The organism is Ruegeria sp. D4, assembly GCF_056534475.1.
On sequence record NZ_JBQFPJ010000011.1, the window covers coordinates 44,517 to 63,884 of the forward strand.

Below are 19,368 nucleotides of genomic sequence, written 5' to 3' on the forward strand. Positions count from 1 at the left end.
TGATGCTTTGCGGATCAGATCGTGTCGGGCAACGGGTCACGCTGGTCGATCCAGCGCACATAGAGCACGGCAAGAAGGCCCGCGAAACTGCTGACGCCCATCATCCCCAGCACGATGAAGGGTGCGTTTCCGGGGGTGACCAGTACCCCGGTGGCCGAAGTCAGGATCGCACCCAAGGCCACCGTCATAGCGCCCGAAAGACCTGCTGCGCTGCCTGCAAGCTGGGGCCGCACGGACATCAGACCGGCGGTCGCGTTGGCCACGGTCAGCCCGTTCCCAAACCCGACAAACACGGCGGAACCAAAGAAGGACCAGACAGTCCCCACGCCCCCAAGAAACGTCATCAGGCCGATTAGGGGGCCAACCGAAGCGATCACTCGCCCTGCAAGAATCAGGGTGCTCAGTCTTGTGCGGGCTGCAAGCCGTCCGGTCAGAAAGCTGCCGGCCATGAACCCCATCGTGATGATCCCGATCCCTAGCCCCAGCAAGGCCGGGTTCAGATCGAACCACGTCGCCGCAACAAGTGGTGCACCGGTGATGAAGGCGTAGAACCCGCCGATGGAAAAGGCGGCACAGAATGAATACCCCCAGAACCGTCGCGAGTTGAACAGCAGCGGATAGAGCTTCATCTGGGCCAGGAATGTTGCGGTTGTGTTGGTGTTGGTCTCGCCCAGATCGACCCAGACCAGCGCCAGAAGGCCTGTTCCCATCAGGAAATACAGAACAAATCCGGCCCGCCAGCCGAACAACATCTCAAGCACTCCGCCCAGCATCGGGCCAAGCATTGGCGCCAGTGCCATGGCCATCGAGACATAACCCAGTTTGCTGGCGGCCTCATTGGGAGGATGCATGTCGCGGATGGCGGCGCGCGCCAGAACCTGCCCCGCGATAACAGCGCCCTGCAACATTCGGAAACCCAGAAACACCCAGATCGATTGGGCCATGGCGCAGCCGATTGAGGCGATGACGAAAAGTCCCATGCAGCACAGCAATACCGGCCTGCGACCGAACCTGTCGGACAAAGGCCCCATGATCAGTTGCAAAACCGCAGACAGCGCCAGGTACCCTGCAACAGACAGGTTCACGAGACCGTAATCTGCCTGCAAGTCCTCGCCGATATGAGGCAGAGATGGCAGAAACATGTTCAGCGACAGAACCGACAACGCAGTGATCAGGACCAGCGTGATCAGGGATGGAGGCGTTCGCGCGGGTCTCATTCAACAATCCGTTCCGGGTGAAATCATGTCAGCGCTATCACATTGATCGCGTGCTGAACATGTCAAGCTGCTGGCGGCCAATTTCACCCTCTGTTATGAGCGGCTCATGTTACGGATCGAAGACATAACCTACGCGGTAGAAGGCCGTCCCCTGTTCGACGGGGCCAGCGCAACAATACCTGACGGCCACAAGGTGGGTCTTGTCGGGCGCAATGGCACAGGCAAGACCACCCTCTTCCGCCTCATCCGTGGGGAGCTGGCGCTGGAATCGGGCAACATCAAACTGCCCAGTCGCGCGCGGATTGGCGGGGTGGCACAGGAAGTCCCCTCCTCCGATGTTTCGCTGATCAATACGGTTCTGGCCGCCGACACCGAACGCAGCGCGCTGTTGGCCGAGGCCGACGCAGCCACCGACCCGGCGCGGATTGCCGATATCCAGACCCGTCTGGTCGACATCAACGCCTGGTCGGCCGAGGCGCGCGCGGCTTCGATCCTGAAAGGACTGGGTTTTGACGATGAAGACCAGTTGCGGCCCTGTTCGGATTTCTCAGGCGGGTGGCGGATGCGCGTTGCACTGGCGGCGGTGCTGTTTTCGCAACCCGATCTGCTGCTTCTGGACGAACCGACCAACTATCTGGACCTCGAAGGTGCGGTGTGGCTGGAAAGCTATCTGGCAAAATATCCGCATACGGTCATCATCATCAGTCACGACCGGGGTCTGCTGAACCGCGCGGTGGGATCGATCCTTCATCTGGAAGACCGCAAGCTGACCTATTACGCGGTGCCCTATGACAAATTCGCCGAGCGTCGCGCCGAGCGGCTGGCGCAGGCTGAATCCGAGAACGCCAAGGCCAAGGCGCGCATCGCCCATCTGCAAAGCTTTGTGGACCGGTTCCGGTACAAGGCCTCTAAAGCCGTTCAGGCCCAATCGCGCCTGAAAATGATCGAACGCATCCAACTGGTTTCGACCCCGCAAGAAGCCGCGCTACGCGCATTCTCCTTTCCTGACCCCGAGGAGCTATCTCCTCCGATCATCCAGATCGAAGGCGGCGTGACGGGCTATGGTGAGACCGAGGTTCTGCGACGTCTGAACCTGCGCATCGACCAGGACGACCGCATTGCGCTGTTGGGCAAGAACGGTCAGGGGAAATCGACCCTGTCCAAGCTGCTGTCCGACCGCCTGCCCCTGATGGCCGGCAAAATGACCCGCAGCAACAAGTTGCGGATCGGCTATTTCGCCCAGCATCAGGTGGATGAGCTTTATGTTGATGAAACGCCGCTGGATCACTTGCGCCGCCTGCGCCCAAACGAGGCGCCGGGCAAGTGGCGGTCTCGTCTGGCCGGATTCGGTTTGAACGCCGATCAGGCCGAGACAGTGGTCGGCCGCCTCTCGGGCGGACAGAAGGCCCGCCTGTCGCTGCTGATCGCAACGATCGACGCGCCGCATATGCTGATCCTCGACGAACCGACAAACCACTTGGACATCGAAAGCCGCGAGGCGCTGGTCGAGGCGCTGACTGCATATTCCGGCGCGGTTGTTCTGGTCAGCCACGACATGCATTTGCTGTCGCTGGTCGCAGATCGGCTTTGGCTGGTATCGGACGGCACGGTCAAGCCCTTTGACGGCGACCTTGAAGCCTATCGCGCCATGCTGCTGGCCCGAGAAAAACCGCTTAAGGGAAAACCGCAAGCGGCCAAACCCAAACGCCCGTCGCGCGAGGCGATGCTGGCCCTGCGCGCTGATCTGCGCAAATGTGAGGACCGGATCGAGAAGTTGAGCGACATGCACGAGAAGCTGTCGGCCAAACTGGCAGACCCAGCGCTGTATGAAGACGACCGGATCAACGATCTGGAATCCTGGAACCGCAAATTTGCCGAGGTTGTCGAAGCCATGCAAAAGGCCGAGACCTTGTGGGTTGCGGCCGCCGAACGACTGGAACAGGCGGAATCCGCATGACCCAACCCGTCAAGGACACCAATGCCATGATTTCCGGCATGCGCCCCGTTTTGCAGCCTGGTGCGTTTGCCTTTGTGGTCTGGCCTGACAACAAACCCTGGCCTGACGGAACACGTGCAAGCTGCGTCGAGGCGGAGGGGTTGTCCCTGATCGTCCCGATTCACAGCGCGCCACAAGACACGGTCGCCATGCACTGCATCACATTGCAGGTTCATTCCTCGCTGGAGGGCGTGGGCCTTACCGCCGCCGTATCTGGTGCTTTGGCGCGGCAGGGAATACCTGCAAACATGGTCGCGGGATATCACCACGACCACATCTATGTCCCCGCAGCGCAGTCGCAAGACGCCTTGCGTGTCCTACAAGACCTGCAACGGAGCAGCAAACAGTGATAGACAGCGCATTCCTGATTACCGCGTTCACGACGCTATTCGTGGTGCTCGACCCGCCTGCGCAAACACCGATCTTTGTGGCGCTGACCCAGGGCATGGATTGGAACACGCGCCGCTCGATCGCAATCCGCGCGTGTCTGACGGCGGGCGTCATTCTGGCCATGTTTGCCGCCTTTGGCGAAGCGCTTCTGGGGTTTGTCGGTATCTCGATGGAGGCATTCCGGGTCGCAGGTGGCGTCCTGCTGTTTCTGACAGCGCTCGACATGCTGTTTGAGCGCCGAACAAAACGGCGTGAAACCAGCGCCGAGGAAGAAGAACACCCGGATCCGTCAGTCTTTCCGCTGGGCATTCCTTTGATTGCAGGCCCGGGCGCGATTGCAACGATGATTTTGCTGGCGGGTCAGCAGCCCGGCATACAGGGGCTGGCCGTCGTCATCGGTGTGATGCTGGTCGTGCTGGCGATGGTGTTCGTGATGTATCTGACATCCGGCGCTGTGGCCCGTATTCTGGGCAAAACCGGGCTGAACGTACTGACCCGCCTGCTGGGCATGTTGCTGGCGGCATTGTCGGTTCAGTTCATCCTGGATGGCCTTAAGGCCTTTGGATTTGCGTCCTGAATCCCCATATATCACTCAGGTAATATTGTTGGGATAACGGTATGGATGGCGACAGCATTGCACGTTTGGCGTATCTGAGCCTGCTCGGCGCAGCGGTGGTGGTCTGGTTCATCTCTCAGAACCGGCAGTCGCTGAACAAGACCCTGCAACAGATGATGGCCTGGGTGTTCATCTTTATTGGCGTGATAGCTGTGGTGGGCCTGTGGGAAGACATCCGTTCAACCGTGGGCCCTTCGGCGCAGATGTCCGTAACCGGCGACACGGTTGAGGTTCCCCGGTCTTATGACGGGCACTATTACCTGCCAGTTCTGGTGAACGGAGAGCCGATTACATTTCTCGTAGATACCGGAGCTAGTCAGATTGTCCTCAGTTCTGCAGACGCAAGGCGCGTCGGCATTGATCCGGATCAGTTGAACTATTTTGGCCGCGCCGCCACCGCGAACGGAGAAGTCCGGACAGCGCCCGTACGTCTGGACAGCCTCGAGCTTGGCCCGATCGTAGACCGCAACATCTCGGCCTGGATCAACGAAGGCGAGCTGCATCAGTCCCTTCTGGGCATGGATTATCTGCATCGTTTCTCGAACATCCAGTTTGCCGATGGCCGTCTGATCCTGTCTCGTTAAATAACCTCCGGGATCACATCCGACCTTGAGAACAAAACAAGAACATACTAACCTGACGGCATGTCTGCACACCTTCTTGGCCGCAAACCCGCGCGCGAGGCGCCGGGGATAAAACTGCACCCTCATATCACCCTGCAACTGGCCCGCGTGCACGAGGCCTGCGGCCCTGCCCGACGCAGCTTTGCCATGTGGCTGGCGGGTCAGGCACAGGGGCCGGTGCTGTGGATTTCCCCCGCGTGGGAGCCCGGCCAGCTGAACCCTGACGGGATGATGCCTTTTGCCGACCCCGCGCGTTTCCTGTTCGTCCGCCCCAACCGCGCCGAAGACCTGCTGTGGTGCATGGAAGAGGCGTTGCGCAGCGGGGCCATCCCGCTGATCATTGGCGACCTGCCCGGTGCACCCGGGCTGACACCGGTACGACGGATGCATCTGGCCGCAGAACAGGGCGGCGCGATGGGGCGGGCACCGCTCGGGCTGCTGCTGACACCCGGCGATGGCGGCGCGCAAGGTGTCGAGACGCGCTGGCACATGGCGGCGAACCACAAGGGCGAGGCCCGGTCCTGGACTCTGACCCGCCGCCGCGCCCGCGCCCTGCCCCCGGTCAGCTGGCAAGCCACCCAGACCAAACCGCGCGCGGGCCTGCACCTGCACCGGACCGAAGCGCAGGATGTTCCGGCCTGATCGGGCCATTCACGAAGGATGTGATTGGCCAAACACAAAGCCGGGCTCTAGCTGAGGGTCAGAGCTAACCAATCCACCTCAGGGCCCCGATGTTAACCAGACAAGTCAATTTCCAATGCAAATACGGCACCGCATGACGCGCCTGACCCGACGCGACGTCTTGGCCGGTCTGGCCGCAGCAGCCCTGCCGCACCCGGCACAGGCGGCCCTGCGCCCTTACGAACTTGTTCCAGACGGAACCACAGTCAGCTTTACATTCGACCTGGCCGGAATCCTGCAATCCGGCACCATGCCGATCCGGTCGGCCAGCATTGCCCTTGACCTGTCAGACCTTGCCAACAGCGAGGTCGATGTCCTCATGGATGTTGCCAAGGCGCGAACCCGAATGCCCATTGCAAAAGGACCGATGCTGAGCGCGAGTGTGCTGGACGCCAGCACCTATCCGACCATCCGTTTCAGATCGACCCGCATTCAACTTGGCCAAAGTGGCCGAATCTCAGACGGCGCGCAAATTACCGGCGATCTGACCCTGCGCGGCATCACACGTCCGATCACACTGCAGGCCGCGCTGTACCGTCAGCGCGGCACTGCGACCCAAGACCTGAACGAATTGTCGATCCGCCTGCGCGGCGCCCTGAACCGGCACGATTTTGGCGCGTCGGGCTATGCCGATCTGGTGCAGGACACAGTGGGGCTGGACATTCGTGCCGAAATCAAAGGTAAAGACTGAAGGGATTTGACAAAAACGACTCCGCAAGGTCGATAACGTGCGTGAAATCCCGGCCTGGACAGTCAAGTTGAGAACATCATGCGTACACTCATTTCCTTTGCGGCCCTGTTTCTTTCTGTCATTTTACTACAACTGTCGACAGGCGGCGTGGGTCCACTGGACGCAATTTCCGGTCTGACGCTCAACTTTACCACCGAGCAGATCGGTATGCTGGGTTCGGCCCATTTCCTGGGCTTTTTCGTAGGATGCTGGTGGGCTCCGCGTCTGATGGGCAACGTCGGCCATTCCCGCGCTTTTGCCGTGTGCACCGCGCTGGGGGCCATGGGGCTGATCGGACACACACTGACTGAAAATCCATATATCTGGGCCGCGTTGCGCGTAGCCTCGGGCACATGCGTTGCGGGAAGCTATACGGTGATCGAGGCATGGTTGAACGCCAAGGTCACGAACGAGACACGCGGGCGCGCCATGGGCACTTATCGTATCGTGGATATGGGGGCGTCCCTAAGCGCTCAGCTGATCATCGCGGTCCTGCCGCCTGCCTCTTATGTCTCGTACAATTTGCTGGCCATCCTGTGCTGCGCCGCGTTGCTGCCGCTGACGTTGACCCGGGCCAGCCAGCCCAAAACACCCGACGCGCCGCGACTACGACCAAAACTGGCCTGGAGCAGCTCTCCATTGGCGGTGGCGGGCGTTATTGTGGCCGCGCTGAGTTCTGCATCGTTCAGGATGGTCGGCCCGGTATACGGGCAAGAAGTGGGTCTGGGCGTGGATCAGATCGCGTTCTTCCTGGCCTCGTTCGTGCTTGGCGGGGCGTTGGCGCAATACCCGATGGGATGGCTTGCGGACAAATACGACAGACGCTGGGTACTGATCTGGTTGTCCTTCGCGGCGGTGCTCAGTTGTGGGGTAACGATGGCGGCTAGTGACACAGGCACGGTAGGTGTCATGCTGGCTGCAGGACTGTTCGGCTTCACGACATTCCCGATCTTTTCGGTGTCATCCGCACACGCCAACGATTTTGCCACAACCGAACAGCGGGTCGAACTTTCTGCGGCCCTGATGTTCTGGTACGCCCTTGGCGCAATCGCCTCGCCCTATGTCTCGTCTACACTGATCCAGGAATTCGGTCCCGGAGCGTTGTTTGCCTTTGTCGCGCTGGGCCATGTGTTCCTGATCGGGTTTGGCCTGGCTCGGATGAGATCGCGGCCAACGCCGGAAGAACGGACCAACTATGTCTATGCCCCCCGCACCTCGTTCACGGTCGGCCGTCTGCTGAAACGGTCGCGTGAAGGTCGATAAAACAAGGGCCGGGAAAGCCCCGGCCCGGGTTCGACAGTGTTCGGCCTGCGCCTTTTCACGACGTGCCGCGGCATAGTTGGTTGTTCAAGCAGTCGTGTAAGAAACTAAGCCCCGGACGCTAGTCCGAAGGCGGAGAAGACGGGATCATTTCATCCAGAATTGAACCTGCCTCATATCCCAGCAGATCAACTTCCATTCGCCCCGGATCTCCGAAAGCCCAGGCCCCCACGTGACGTTGCATTCTCTCATAGCCGACGAAATCAGCCATCGCCTCGTTGCCATGCGCGTTTTCCGCAAACATGACCTGGCCCGCCGCAACTTTCTGCGGCATCACGCGCTCCAGATACAGTTCCACGACATTGGTCCCCGTAACATTGGACCCGCCGTGATGAACGACATACATTTTGTCCCAGTCTTCTTTACTGATAGCGGCACGCGCATCTGACACGGCCTTGTGCAACGTGGACAGCTCGGCCCGAGCCGCTTGGCGCATGTTGGCCGCCCAAACCGGACGCATCTCGTTGATAGCGTTTGCTACGTCCTGCGGCGTGAGGGTACCGCGCTTCACCGCCCCGCTGGTGAAGGTGCGCGCGGCCTCAAGCATCTGTCGTTGTCGGGCAATCTCGTTTTCAGGCAGGTCAAGGCCCTCCAACGACGGCAACAACGTGTCGATTTCTTGCGCAATGGCTGCAAAGTCCTCTTTCCACCTTGCATCAGCGTCATCTTCCTCGGGCCAGGGGGTGACGGCACCGATGATCCCTAAAAGAACGTGGGATGTGGACTTGAATATTAGATAGTTTGGCGCGCCCCTGGGAAAGGACACCTGACCATTCTCGGACAGGATCGTAACATCCCGCGCGATCACCATGACCGGTCGGGTCTGAGACGTTAGTGCATCCTGGCCACGGCGAAAAACCGACAGCATCGCCTTGTCAAAGCTTTCAATTGCATCCATGGCTTTGCTTTGGTCAGCCTGAACGCTCGGCGTGGCGAATGCTGTCAGACACAGAATGGCGGACACCTGTATCAGGCGATGAACCCCGAATAGCTTCATTTCAAACCTCCGTTAACAATTTGCGCGACCATCATACATGGTCCGAGACCACCGCGCGAAGGCCACATTGCTTCTGCACTTACGCGTCTTTTCGGGCGTCTATCGGTGTAACCGGTCTTTTGCTGGCGAGATTCATACTGTAGACGGGCGCGCAGACAGATACGCGGAAACGGAAAATGGCTCGGATTCTCATCACCTCGGCGATCCCTTACATCAACGGGATCAAACACCTCGGCAATTTGATCGGCTCGCAATTGCCTGCTGATCTTTACGCACGCTACCAGCGTGGCCGGGGGAATGAGGTCATGTTCCTTTGCGCCACCGATGAACACGGGACACCGGCCGAACTGGCTGCCGCCAAGGCAGGAAAACCGGTCGCGGAATATTGCGCCGAGATGTACGGCATTCAGGCCGATATCGCCAAGCGGTTTGGCCTGAGCTTCGATCACTTCGGACGCTCCTCCAGCGAGCAGAACAAGAAATTGACGCAGCATTTTGCAGGCAAACTGGATGACGCCGGGCTGATCCGCGAAGTCAGCGAGAAACAGGTCTATTCCAACGCCGACAAACGGTTCCTGCCCGACCGCTACATCGAGGGCACCTGCCCCAACTGTGGCTACGAGCGCGCGCGCGGTGACCAGTGCGAGAACTGCACCAAGCAGTTGGACCCGACCGACCTGATCGAGCCGCGCTCGGCGATATCCGGCTCGACCGATCTGGAAGTGCGCGAAACCAAACACCTGTATCTGCGTCAATCAGCGATGAAAGACCAGTTGGATGCATGGATCGACAGCAAGACAGACTGGCCGATCCTGACCACATCGATTGCCAAAAAGTGGCTGCATGACGGCGACGGCCTGCAAGACCGGGGTATCACCCGCGATCTGGAATGGGGCGTTCCGGTCAAGAAAGGCGAACAGGACTGGCCGGGGATGGAAGGCAAGGTCTTCTACGTCTGGTTCGACGCGCCGATTGAATACATCGCCTGCGCCAAGGAATGGGCGGATGCGAACGGCAGGACCGACGCCGATTGGGAACGCTGGTGGCGTACCGACAAGGGTGCCGATGATGTCCGTTACGTTCAGTTCATGGGCAAGGACAACGTGCCCTTCCACACCCTGTCTTTCCCGGCAACCATTCTGGGATCGGGCGAGCCTTGGAAGATGGTGGACCATCTGAAATCCTTCAACTACCTGAACTACGATGGTGGACAGTTCTCAACCAGCCAAGGTCGTGGTGTGTTCATGGATCAGGCGCTGGAGATCCTGCCTGCCGATTACTGGCGCTGGTGGTTGCTGAGCCATGCGCCCGAAAGCAGCGACAGTGAGTTCACCTGGGAAAACTTCCAGCAATCCGTGAACAAGGACCTGGCCGATGTGCTGGGCAACTTCGTCAGCCGTATTACCAAGTTCTGCCGCTCGAAATTCGGCGAGGCCGTGCCGGAAGGCGGTGCCTTCGGCGACCGGGAACAGGCGCTGATTGTGGAGCTCACCAAACGTGTTCGCGCTTATGAAGGTCACATGGAGGCGATGGATGTCCGCAAATCCGCGCAAGAATTGCGGGCCATCTGGGTTGCGGGCAATGAATATCTGCAAGCCGCCGCCCCTTGGTCGACCTTCAAGGAAGACCCTGAACAGGCTGCCGCGCAGGTCCGGCTGGGTCTGAACCTGATCCGGCTTTATGCAGTTCTAAGCGCGCCGTTCATCCCCCACACCTCGGCCCGGATGTTGAGCGCGATGAACACGCTGGACACCGGCTGGCCCGACAATGTCGCCGACGCACTCAACGCCCTGCCCGCCGGTCACGCGTTCACAGTGCCCGAGGTTTTGTTCGCCAAGATCACCGACGAACAACGCGAAGACTGGCAAACGCGGTTTGCCGGAACGCGCACCTGACCGAACATCTATGTGAAATACCGAAACGGGGCCGCTTGAGCCCCCGTTTTTGTTTGGGCACCGACCTAAATGTACCAATCGGCGGAGAAATCTCTGCATGCATAGTGGAAGGGAACACATTCAAGACACTTGAGATATTGTCTTAAAGCGGCCATCCTGCCACGTAATTCCGCCGACTCAAAAAAGGCACACATGCCATCGCGGCGCCTAATCCATAGATTGAACGAGGCTCTTTCCATGTCCCTTGCAGCAAAGCACCCGATTTTCCGTAGCAGCGGAGCAGTCAGGACACTTGGCAAGTATTTTGCCGTTCTGGCCTGTTTGGGCATGGTACAACCTGCACTGGCACAGGAACAAAGCGACGCGCCGCCGCCCAAGGTTTCCATCGCGGCCGCCTATTCCGAGGAAATCACTGACGAGGCCGTGTTTATCGGGCGCGCCGAAGCCATCGACAAGGTCGATATTGTCGCCCGGGTCAGCGGGTTCCTAGATAGCCAGAATGTCGAGGACGGAGCCTCCGTGACCCAGGGCGACCTGCTGTTCACTATTGAACCCGACCTGTATCAGGCCACTCTGGAGGCTCGCAAAGCCGATCTGGATCGCGCCGAGGCCAATCTGGAACTGGCCAAGGTCGATCTGGCCCGTAAGGAAGAATTGTACAAGCGCGACGCGACGCCGGAATCGGAACGCGATATTGCCCGCGCCAACGAACTGGTCGCCGAGGCCGAGGTGAAAGCGGCCAATGCCGCCATTCAACAGGCAGAACTGGACCTGAGCTACACTGAAATTCACGCGCCTTTCACGGGCCGGATCGGACGGGTATCCACCAGTGTCGGCGACGTCGTCGGCCCGACCAATCCGCCACTTGTCAATCTGGTCAGCGAAGCGCCGATCTATGTCAATTTCTCGCTGAACGAAAAACAGTTCACCACGGTTCTGCAGGCCGTCGATGAAAACGCCTCATCCCTGGCCGAAAGCAACAAAAGCCCGGTGGTCAGGGTGACGCTGCCCAATGGCACAGAGCTGGACGAAACCGGCGAGATCGTATTTGTCGACAACCGCATTGACCCGCTGACCGGTGCCATCACCGTTCGCGCCCAGTTCGACAACGAAAGCCGCCTGATCCTCGACGGTGCATTCCTGAATGTCCATATCGAGGCACTGGAGCCGACCTTGCGGGTTCTGGTCCCGCAGGCTGCACTGCAACGCGATCAGCGCGGCGAATTCGTTCTGGTCGTCAACGACAAACAGATGGTCGAACAACGCTATATCACCACCGGCGATACATTCGGCACCGCCATCATCGTGCTTGACGGGCTGCGCGAGGGAGAAAGCGTCATCGTCGAAGGGCTGCAAAGGGTTCGCCCGGGTGTCGCGGTGGATGCGGTTGTCGCATCCGAGCAACCGGGAGAATAACGGATGTTCTCAGCCCTGTTCATCAGCCGGCCCAAGCTGGCGCTTGTCATCTCGCTTGTTCTGACGATCATGGGCGGCATCGGCTACCTTGTCCTGCCGGTCGCCCAGTTCCCTGACATCACGCCACCTGTCGTCAGCGTCACGACGACCTATACAGGCGCGAACGCTGAAACCGTGGAAAACACCGTGGCCGCCCCGATCGAGGCGCAGGTTAACGGTGTGGACGACATGATCTACATGACGTCAACCTCATCCGATAACGGATCGTATTCGCTGAACATTACGTTTGAAGTGGGCACCGACCCTGACATCGCTTCGGTCAACGTGCAAAACCGCGTGGCGCAGGCCATGTCGTCATTGCCGACCGAAGTGACTGCATCCGGCGTGGTTACACAGAAAGCATCGACAAACATGTTGCTGCTTGTAACGCTGACATCGCCCAATGGCACTTATGACAGCGTCTTCCTGTCGAACTATGCCTCAATTAACCTGAAGGACGCGCTGGCGCGTGTGCAGGGTGTAGGTAAGGCGGATGTTCTGACCAATCTGGAATACGCCATGCGGATCTGGATGGATCCCGACAAGATGGCCGCGCTGTCCATTACGCCCGGCGATGTGATCAACGCCATCCGCGAACAGAATATCGAAGTTTCGGCAGGTTCAATCGGGTCGCCGCCCGTGCCGGAAGGACAAACATTCCAGTACACGATCAAGACTAAGGGACGCCTGACATCGGCTGCCGAATTCGGTGAAATTGTCATTCGGACCGGTGATGCGGGCTCGATCGTTCGGGTCCGGGATATCGCGCGGGTTGAACTTGGCGCCCAGTTCTACTCGGCTTCGGGGTATTTCCAATCTGTACCGGCCACCGTGCTTGGCATTTATCAGGCACCCGGAGCAAACGCGCTGGCCGTGTCCGAGCGTGTGCAGGCGGAACTCGAACGATTGTCTCGCGCCTTCCCGACAGATGTCGAATATCAGGTGCCGTTCAACACCACCGATTTTGTCCAGCAATCGCTGAACGATGTGGTCTCGACCCTGATCCTGACCTTCATTCTGGTGATCTCGGTTGTGTTCGTCTTCCTTGGCAGTTGGCGCGCAACGATTATTCCGGCTGTGGCGATTCCTGTGTCACTGATCGGGACGTTCGCCTTTCTACTGCTTTTCGGGATGTCGCTGAACACGATCTCTCTGTTTGCATTGGTGTTGGCCATCGGGATCGTTGTGGACGACGCCATCGTTGTCGTTGAAAATGTCGAACGGATCATCGCGGACGAGGGCCTGCCCCCGGCCGAGGCAACCCGCAAGGCGATGGGTCAGATCACCGGGCCGGTCATTGCGACCACTCTGGTTCTGCTGGCCGTCTTTGTGCCCGTGACCTTCATGCCCGGTATCTCGGGACGATTGTATTCACAGTTTGCCGTCACAATCTCGACCGCGGTGGTGATTTCGTCGATCAACGCGCTGACGCTTTCGCCCGCTTTGTGCGGCCTTGTGCTGAAGGAACGCTCTGGCCCGCCCAAAGGCCTGCTTGCCGTGTTTGAGAAGTTCATTGGCACGGTACGCGGCGGGTATGTCGCCATTGTGCGCAAACTTCTGATCCTGCCGGTCATCGCGCTGGGTGTCATCGTTGCCCTTGCCATGGGTACCGGCACGATCATGTCGAACACGTCCAGCGGCTTTATCCCGCTCGAAGACAACGGCTATCTGTTTGTCGACGTTCAATTGCCGGACGCCGCCACATTGGAACGGACCGAAGCCGTCACGCGCCGTGTGGATGCGCAGATTCAGGAAATCCCCGGTGTCGCAAGCACGGTTCTGGTCAACGGGTTTTCTTTGCTGAACGGAACGATCACCAACGGCGCTGCGATCTTCGTAAACCTCGACAATTGGGATGATCGGCAAGAGGACGACCTGAGCGCAAATGCCATCCTTGCCAAAGTTCTGGCAATCGCAAACGGCGAGTCCGCTGCATCGATCGTGGCGTTCAACCCACCGCCCATTCAGGGGCTTGGCATGTCCGCCGGTGTCGAGATGGAGGTTCAGCAAACCGGTGGCGGTACGCCCCAGGATCTGGCCTCGGCGGTAGGATCGTTCGTGTACGCAGCCAATCAGCGCCCCGAAATCGGTCAGGCCTATACCACTTTCCGCGCGAATGTCCCGCAGCTGTTTGTCGATCTGGACCGCGAGAAGGCCAAGACACTGCAAGTGTCAGTGGCCGAGATCTTTCAGACCATGCAGGCGCAGTTGGGGTCGTACTATGTCAACGACTTCAACCTGTTTGGCCGGGTCTATCGCGTGATGATACAGGCGGACGGCACCTATCGCGACAATGTCGAAGACATCTCCAACCTGTATGTGCGGTCCACCAAGGGTGAGATGGTGCCACTCGGCACTTTGATCGACGTCGAGAACGTGCTGGGGCCGGTCCTGCTGAAACGTCACAACCTGTTCCGATCCGCGACCGTGACAGCAGTACCCGCACCGGGGCTGTCCAGCGGCGACGCGATCACTGTGATGACCGAGGAATCGGCAAATGCCCTGCCCCCCGGCTACGCATTCGAATGGACAGGGACCGCGCAGCAGCAATTGGCATCGGGCAGTCTGGTTATAGTGATCCTGGGACTGGCGATTCTGTTCGGCTACCTGTTCCTTGTTGGACAATATGAAAGCTGGACTTTGCCTGTCTCGATCCTGCTGTCTGTTATCGTCGCCCTGTTCGGCGCCGTCGCTGCAGTGGCCATCGTGGGAAGTGACATCAATCTTTACACGCAGATCGGGATGATCATGCTTGTGGGGCTTGCCTCGAAGAACGGCATTCTGATTGTCGAATTCGCGATGGAACAACGCGCCAATGGCCTGTCGATCCGAGACGCGGCGGCCGAGGCCGCATTCCAGCGTTTCCGCGCCGTGATGATGACCGCACTTTCGTTCCTGCTGGGCGTTGTGCCATTGCTTGCAGCCAATGGCGCGGGCGCGGCCAGCCAGAAGGCCATCGGAGTGGCTGTATTTGGCGGAATGCTGGCGGCAACGCTGGTCGGCGTCATTCTTGTGCCTGTCCTGTACGCTCTGATGCAAAGCCTGCGGGAATGGGTCAAGGGCACCCGGAATGATCCGGCTCCACCGAAAGAGACTGCATAAAACAGAACAAAGAAGCCCTGCGTTTTCCGCGGGGCTTTTTTCTGTCCATCAGGCGGATACGGCTACGCCTGATCTTTTCCGCTCATCCATCCACTGCTGAATGCGCGCGATCTGTTCACTGCTCAGGCGCAGACCCAATTTGTTCCGCCGCCAAATTGCATCCTCGGCATTACGCGCGAATTCCCGGTCCATCAGCCACGCCAGTTCACGAGCCGTGAACGAAGCTCCAAACCCCTCCCCCAGATCTTCTGCGTTTTGGGCCTCGCCCAGCATCAGGCGCGCTTCGGTTCCATAGGCCCGGATCAGACGGCGCGCCCATTTTTCGTCCAGAAAACCGTAATCCGATCGTAAGCCTTGAACCAGATCCTCTACTCCGTCGACCGGAAAATCACCCCCCGGCAACGCGACACCAGCGGTCCACGGCCCGTACAGAGCCGGGAAATGTTCCGCAACCTTTTCCATCGCGCTCTCGGCCAGCCGACGATAGGTCGTGATTTTTCCGCCGAAGACATTCAGAACAGGCGCACCGCCCTGTGCATCGACCTTGAGCGTATAATCCCGCGTCGCGGCCGTAGCACTGCTGGCCCCGTCATCATAAAGCGGGCGTACGCCGGAATAGGTCCATACGACATCCTCGCGCGATACGGGTTGATCAAAGTACTTCGAGGCGAACGCACACAGATAGTCCTGCTCGTCCTCGGTGCAGACCGGCAGCTGGGACGGATCAGGATGATCCTGATCGGTGGTTCCGATCAAGGTGAAATCCTGCTCATAAGGAATTGCAAAAATGATCCGGCCGTCTTCGCCCTGAAAGAAATAGCATTTGTCGTGATCGTACAGCCTGCGCGTCACGATATGACTGCCGCGAACCAACCGCACGCCATCGCGCGAATTCATGCGGATCCTGGTCTGAATAATGTCGCCGACCCAGGGGCCGCCGGCATTGATCAGCATCTTTGCACAAATGACACGTTGGGTTCCGCTGTCCCGGTCTCGAACCGTCACACGCCACAGCCCGTCAACGCGATCTGCAGACATGACTTCGGTGCGAACCATGATCTCGGCCCCGCGTGCCTGCGCATCGCGGGCGTTCAGGACGACTAGGCGCGAATCCTCGATCCAGCAGTCGGAATACTCATAGGCGGTTTCGAATTTACCCTGCAAAGGCCTGCCTTCCGGCACCGATCGCAGGTTCAGCGACGATGTGCCCGGCAGGATTTTGCGCCCGCCGAGATGGTCATAGAGAAATAGACCCAACCGGATCAGCCAGGCCGGACGCCTGCCCCGCATCCATGGCATCACTGTGCTGAGCAGCCGCGAAGTCGGCGTTTCCGCGTCAAATCGCATGTCCTTGTGATAGGGCAGCACAAAGCGCATTGGCCAACTGATATGCGGCATGGCTCGCAGCAGGGTTTCACGTTCGATCAAGGCCTCTCGGACTAGGCGAAACTCGAAGTATTCGAGATACCGCAACCCTCCGTGAAAAAGCTTTGTCGATGCCGACGACGTGGCCGAGGCCAGATCGTTCATTTCAGCCAGGCTAACCGAAAGACCCCGCCCGGCGGCGTCCCGCGCGATTCCACATCCGTTGATCCCCCCGCCGATGATGAAAAGGTCGGTGATCGGGTTTTCCTGCGCTTCCATAGCTGGTCGATTCTCTGTCTGGAAAAACTATGCGCATTAACCGTAATCGCCTTCGCTTCGTCAATTATAATTTTCGTTTTCTTTCGCTTTTACGAAAATTACGTCGCGAATTGACTTAAAAATCCATTCCTCTTGAAAAAATCGAAAAAAGAGAACAAAAACGAATACACCTTAGAAGACAGGAGTTTGCATGTCTCTTTCCTTCCGTCAGTCCGACATACTGGAAATCGCTCGCCAACAAGGGCGAGTGACTGTCGAAGGGCTGGCGGAACAGTTCAGCGTGACGGTGCAGACCATTCGCAGGGATCTGGCGGAACTGGCTGACATGGGGAAACTCGACCGGGTCCACGGCGGCGCCGTTTTGCACTCGGGCGTTTCAAATATCGGCTACGAAGACCGCCGGGGCCTGAATGAAGAGGCCAAGTCCCGTATTGGCGAAATATGCGCAGCCAGCATTCCGGACGGGGCATCGGTATTCATGAACATAGGTACCTCGACCGAAGCCGTCGCCCGGCGTCTGCTGGACCACAAGAATCTGATGGTCGTGACCAACAACATGAATGTTGCCAACATACTGGTTGAAAACCCCGAGTGCCGGGTCGTAGTGGCGGGTGGGGTCCTGCGCCGCTCTGACGGCGGCCTGATCGGAGATTTGACGGCCTCGACCATCCGGCAATTCAAGGTCGATTACGCGATCATCGGATGTTCGGCACTGGATGCCGATGGCGATCTTCTGGATTTCGACTTTCAGGAGGTTCAGGTCAGCCAGACGATCATCGCACAGGCACGGCAGACGTTTCTTGTGGCGGATCAGTCCAAGTTTCAACGCACCGCCCCGGCGCGAATCGCATCGCTGGCCGATATCGGGATGTTCTTCACGGACCACGCTTTGCCACATGATCTGGACGCTAAATGTGAGGAATGGGAGACTCAGGTGAAGCTCTGCCTTTAACCTGCGGTGCGGATTACATTTCTGCCGGTTTCATTGCCCCATTCCTTGCCACATATCCAATCGCCTGCCAGTATCGGGACAATTTACGGTTGTTCTTGCCTTTGGGGTCACTTGATTTGGGCCTGATCCCGCCGGGCAGAGACAATTCGATTGACGTACCGGGCACCTACGCCTGAGGATGGGGTACCTTCCCAAAATGGAGGCACGAGCATGGGGTTACTGGGTCAGCCGCTGGAATTTTATGACTACCTGACATTTGTCGCGCTGATATTGCTGCTTGCGGCGGTCATGGGCTTGTTCCTGTTCATCATGGGGTTGCCCGGTCGCATCGCGATCAAGCGCAATCACCCGCATGCCGAGGCCGTCAAGATCATGGGCTGGATGGGTTTTTTGGCCATCGTTCCCTGGGTTCACGCCTTTATCTGGGCTTTCCACGACGGTGTAACCGTTGATTTTCGCCGCGGACCAGATGAAGAAAAAGATGCCATCCGGAATGAAATAAAACGGTTGGGCGGCGTCGTGAAACCGGAATACCGCGACGCGCTTGATACAGACGACGCGCAGAAAAGCTAAGGCCAAAGGAAGTCAAAACACATGTTCGTCGCCCTTGGCATCACGCTGTTTTACATCATTTTCGTCTGGTTCATTTTCTTCAAGGCGCAATGGCTGAAATTCAATATCGTCTGGGGCATCGTCTCGTTCTGGGTTGGCGCACATTTGCTGCTGATCTTTCTGGTCGCCTTGCGGTTTTTTCAGCCATTCTCGATCGACAGTCATGTTGTCAGGTCAACTATCCAGATTGTTCCCCGTTTGACGCAACCAACGGTTTTGACCGAGGTTCTGGTTGAACCCAACACCGAGGTCAAAAAGGGCGACCCGCTTTATCGTTTTGACGATACGGTGTTCTCGCTTGCGGTGGACAACGCGACAGCCCAGCTTGTTGCCGCTGAGCAGAATGCGAAGATTCTTGAACAGGATGTCATAGCCGCGTCCGAGGCAATTGAGCGTGCAAATGCGCAGTTGGCCTATGCGAAGACGCAACAGGCCCGATACGAGAATCTTGTTCCTGCAGGCGGCGCCCGTCAGGATGAGCTTGACCGATGGAACGAACAGGTCACTGAGGATCAGGCACAGGTGCACGAAGCCGAAGCCAATCTTGAAAAAGCAAAACTGGCGCAAGCCTCGCAGATTGATGGCGTCAATACCGGTATCCTGCAGGCCCAGTCACAGTTGGACGAAGCCAAGTACTTCCTTGATAACACGACGATCTATGCGCCCGAAGACGGCATGATCGTTTCCCAGCAGGCCCGACCTGGCCTGGTTGTCGGGGATATCCGTCTGGGTGCAATCGCAAGCTTTGTAACAAAGGACAATCCCTATGTCCTGGCCACCTACCGTCAACAGAACCTGAAATTCGTCGAACCCGGTCAGCCGGTTGAGGTGGCGCTGGACCTGTATCCCGGCGAAATCCTGACCGGCAAGGTCGAGGCGATCTGGTGGGCCACCCGGCAAGGTCAATACCTGCCTTCAGGCCGCCTGCCCGGCTTTGAGCTGCCCAAATTACCCGGACGGATCGCCGTGCAGATTTCGGTCGATATCCCTGAGGGGCACACCTTCCCTGCGGGCGGTCACGCGGCAGTGGCGATTTATACCGGTCAGGGCAAGAGCTTCGAGTTTCTCAGGCGCATCAACATCCGCCTTTATTCCTTCGCCAACTTCATCCGACCGCTGGATATTTGAGGACGCGCAT

General features: G+C 58.6%; 16 protein-coding genes. 13 read left to right on the forward strand and 3 right to left on the reverse strand.

All coding sequences use genetic code 11. The features are described from left to right. Positions 1-14 precede the first annotated feature (14 nt). Positions 15-1,217 carry a multidrug effflux MFS transporter gene (locus ACR0MI_RS15095; RefSeq protein WP_170616285.1) on the reverse strand — a complete coding sequence of 401 codons (1,203 nt, stop codon included), beginning with the start codon at positions 1,215-1,217 and terminating at the stop codon, positions 15-17. Positions 1,218-1,323: 106 nt separating this feature from the next. Here ACR0MI_RS15095 and ACR0MI_RS15100 point away from each other — a divergent pair, with 106 nt between their 5' ends. From ACR0MI_RS15100 to ACR0MI_RS15130, 7 genes are all read left to right on the forward strand, one after another. Continuing rightward, positions 1,324-3,174, forward strand: coding sequence for an ABC-F family ATP-binding cassette domain-containing protein (locus ACR0MI_RS15100; protein ID WP_170616283.1), 1,851 nt, complete (start codon positions 1,324-1,326; stop codon positions 3,172-3,174). Beyond that, positions 3,171-3,563, forward strand: a complete 393-nt coding sequence (locus ACR0MI_RS15105) for an ACT domain-containing protein (RefSeq protein WP_170616281.1) — start codon at positions 3,171-3,173, stop codon at positions 3,561-3,563. The genes ACR0MI_RS15100 and ACR0MI_RS15105 overlap by 4 nt, the downstream gene beginning before the upstream one ends. Continuing rightward, positions 3,560-4,180, forward strand: coding sequence for a MarC family protein (locus ACR0MI_RS15110; protein ID WP_170616279.1), 621 nt, complete (start codon positions 3,560-3,562; stop codon positions 4,178-4,180). Before ACR0MI_RS15105 ends, ACR0MI_RS15110 begins: the two co-directional genes overlap by 4 nt. 41 nt (positions 4,181-4,221) lie before the next feature. Further along, on the forward strand, positions 4,222-4,803 hold the full coding sequence (locus ACR0MI_RS15115; protein ID WP_170616277.1) for a TIGR02281 family clan AA aspartic protease: 582 nt from the start codon (positions 4,222-4,224) through the stop codon (positions 4,801-4,803). 60 nt (positions 4,804-4,863) lie between these two features. Further along, entirely contained in the window at positions 4,864-5,484 is a 621-nt protein-coding gene (locus ACR0MI_RS15120) for a hypothetical protein (protein ID WP_170616264.1), read from the forward strand. Positions 5,485-5,617: 133 nt separating this feature from the next. Further along, the gene (locus ACR0MI_RS15125; RefSeq protein ID WP_170817265.1) at positions 5,618-6,214 is read left to right on the forward strand and encodes a YceI family protein; all 597 of its coding nucleotides are present in this window, start codon (positions 5,618-5,620) and stop codon (positions 6,212-6,214) included. Positions 6,215-6,292: 78 nt separating this feature from the next. Further along, a complete protein-coding gene (locus ACR0MI_RS15130; protein ID WP_170616260.1) occupies positions 6,293-7,516 on the forward strand; it encodes an MFS transporter in 1,224 nt (407 codons plus the stop codon). 118 nt (positions 7,517-7,634) lie between these two features. On the opposite strand, the gene ACR0MI_RS15135 is transcribed toward ACR0MI_RS15130, so the two are convergent. Continuing rightward, positions 7,635-8,570 carry a hypothetical protein gene (locus ACR0MI_RS15135; RefSeq protein ID WP_170817264.1) on the reverse strand — a complete coding sequence of 312 codons (936 nt, stop codon included), beginning with the start codon at positions 8,568-8,570 and terminating at the stop codon, positions 7,635-7,637. A gap of 176 nt (positions 8,571-8,746) precedes the next feature. On the opposite strand from ACR0MI_RS15135, the gene metG reads away from it, so the two are divergent. From metG to ACR0MI_RS15150, 3 genes are all read left to right on the forward strand, one after another. Further along, on the forward strand, positions 8,747-10,465 hold the full coding sequence (metG, locus tag ACR0MI_RS15140; protein ID WP_170616256.1) for a methionine--tRNA ligase: 1,719 nt from the start codon (positions 8,747-8,749) through the stop codon (positions 10,463-10,465). Positions 10,466-10,702: 237 nt separating this feature from the next. Next, positions 10,703-11,881 (forward strand): efflux RND transporter periplasmic adaptor subunit, encoded by a 1,179-nt coding sequence (locus ACR0MI_RS15145; protein WP_170616254.1) that lies wholly within the window; start codon positions 10,703-10,705, stop codon positions 11,879-11,881. A 3-nt stretch (positions 11,882-11,884) separates the two neighbouring features. Then, positions 11,885-15,022 (forward strand): efflux RND transporter permease subunit, encoded by a 3,138-nt coding sequence (locus tag ACR0MI_RS15150; protein WP_170616252.1) that lies wholly within the window; start codon positions 11,885-11,887, stop codon positions 15,020-15,022. 48 nt (positions 15,023-15,070) lie between these two features. Here the strand turns inward: ACR0MI_RS15150 and glpD are convergent, their stop codons facing one another. After that, positions 15,071-16,666, reverse strand: coding sequence for a glycerol-3-phosphate dehydrogenase (glpD, locus tag ACR0MI_RS15155; RefSeq protein WP_170616250.1), 1,596 nt, complete (start codon positions 16,664-16,666; stop codon positions 15,071-15,073). Positions 16,667-16,856: 190 nt separating this feature from the next. Between glpD and ACR0MI_RS15160 the strand changes: the two genes are divergently transcribed. From ACR0MI_RS15160 to ACR0MI_RS15170, 3 genes are all read left to right on the forward strand, one after another. Further along, positions 16,857-17,618 carry a DeoR/GlpR family DNA-binding transcription regulator gene (locus ACR0MI_RS15160; RefSeq protein ID WP_170616248.1) on the forward strand — a complete coding sequence of 254 codons (762 nt, stop codon included), beginning with the start codon at positions 16,857-16,859 and terminating at the stop codon, positions 17,616-17,618. A gap of 210 nt (positions 17,619-17,828) precedes the next feature. Then, positions 17,829-18,191, forward strand: a complete 363-nt coding sequence (locus ACR0MI_RS15165; protein WP_170616246.1) for a DUF3302 domain-containing protein — start codon at positions 17,829-17,831, stop codon at positions 18,189-18,191. A 21-nt stretch (positions 18,192-18,212) separates the two neighbouring features. Next, complete coding sequence (locus ACR0MI_RS15170) at positions 18,213-19,358, forward strand: HlyD family secretion protein (RefSeq protein WP_170616245.1); 1,146 nt, start codon at positions 18,213-18,215, stop codon at positions 19,356-19,358. Positions 19,359-19,368: the final 10 nt, after the last annotated feature.

Coding starts and splice junctions, on each gene's coding strand:
- ACR0MI_RS15095 (WP_170616285.1), bottom strand. CDS start 1,217: ATGAGACCCGCGCGAACGCCTCCATCCCTGATCACGCTGGTCCTGATC.
- ACR0MI_RS15100 (WP_170616283.1), top strand. CDS start 1,324: ATGTTACGGATCGAAGACATAACCTACGCGGTAGAAGGCCGTCCCCTG.
- ACR0MI_RS15105 (WP_170616281.1), top strand. CDS start 3,171: ATGACCCAACCCGTCAAGGACACCAATGCCATGATTTCCGGCATGCGC.
- ACR0MI_RS15115 (WP_170616277.1), top strand. CDS start 4,222: ATGGATGGCGACAGCATTGCACGTTTGGCGTATCTGAGCCTGCTCGGC.
- ACR0MI_RS15120 (WP_170616264.1), top strand. CDS start 4,864: ATGTCTGCACACCTTCTTGGCCGCAAACCCGCGCGCGAGGCGCCGGGG.
- ACR0MI_RS15125 (WP_170817265.1), top strand. CDS start 5,618: ATGACGCGCCTGACCCGACGCGACGTCTTGGCCGGTCTGGCCGCAGCA.
- ACR0MI_RS15130 (WP_170616260.1), top strand. CDS start 6,293: ATGCGTACACTCATTTCCTTTGCGGCCCTGTTTCTTTCTGTCATTTTA.
- ACR0MI_RS15135 (WP_170817264.1), bottom strand. CDS start 8,570: ATGAAGCTATTCGGGGTTCATCGCCTGATACAGGTGTCCGCCATTCTG.
- metG (WP_170616256.1), top strand. CDS start 8,747: ATGGCTCGGATTCTCATCACCTCGGCGATCCCTTACATCAACGGGATC.
- ACR0MI_RS15145 (WP_170616254.1), top strand. CDS start 10,703: ATGTCCCTTGCAGCAAAGCACCCGATTTTCCGTAGCAGCGGAGCAGTC.
- ACR0MI_RS15150 (WP_170616252.1), top strand. CDS start 11,885: ATGTTCTCAGCCCTGTTCATCAGCCGGCCCAAGCTGGCGCTTGTCATC.
- glpD (WP_170616250.1), bottom strand. CDS start 16,666: ATGGAAGCGCAGGAAAACCCGATCACCGACCTTTTCATCATCGGCGGG.
- ACR0MI_RS15160 (WP_170616248.1), top strand. CDS start 16,857: ATGTCTCTTTCCTTCCGTCAGTCCGACATACTGGAAATCGCTCGCCAA.
- ACR0MI_RS15165 (WP_170616246.1), top strand. CDS start 17,829: ATGGGGTTACTGGGTCAGCCGCTGGAATTTTATGACTACCTGACATTT.
- ACR0MI_RS15170 (WP_170616245.1), top strand. CDS start 18,213: ATGTTCGTCGCCCTTGGCATCACGCTGTTTTACATCATTTTCGTCTGG.